Source organism: Synergistota bacterium, assembly GCA_025060595.1.
Classification (GTDB): domain Bacteria; phylum Synergistota; class GBS-1; order GBS-1; family GBS-1; genus 42-11.
The window spans coordinates 1-587 of the sequence record JANXBX010000034.1 but is presented as its reverse complement, the minus strand read 5'-3'; the positions used below and the strand labels follow the sequence as shown (position 1 = coordinate 587).

The following is a 587-nucleotide window of genomic DNA, read 5'->3' as shown; positions in this document are numbered from 1 at the left end:
ACGGGGGCAATTTGCCGAGTTCCTTGAGGAGAGTTCCCCCGACGCCTTAGGCTGCTAACCCAGCCCACCTGTGTCGGTTTCCGGTACGGGCAGCGATGTTTCAACACCAGCGCCGTTGTTTCTCGGCAGTGTGGCGTCAGAAGAGTTACCCCATCAGCTCTCGGAGTATGGGGTGACGGATTTGCCTGCCACCCCCTCCTACTACCTTGGACCACCATTCCATAGGTGGCTCTTCCTAGCCTCCTGCGTCACGACTCTGGCTCCACATCGCTGGCGCGGGAATGTTGACCCGCTTCCCATCGGCTACGCCTTTCGGCCTCACCTTAGGGTCCCGGCTAACTGGCGGATGATTTACATTGCCGCCAAAACCTGGGGCTTCCGGCGGACAGGTTTTTCACCTGTCTTCGCTGCTACTCATGCCAGGATTCTCACTTGTCTGCAGTCCATTCCACCTTACGGTGAAACTTCAACCCACAGACAACGCTCCCCTACCGCTCTTACGAGCCCGCAGCTTCGGTACCGGGCTTGAGCCCCGCTAAATTTTCGGCGCACGGCCGCTCGGCCGGTCAGCTGTTACGCACTGTTTA

General features: G+C 58.9%; 1 rRNA gene. It reads right to left on the bottom strand.

The features are described 5' to 3' along the window. Window positions 1–587, bottom strand: a 23S ribosomal RNA gene (locus NZ900_09745); the annotation flags it as partial.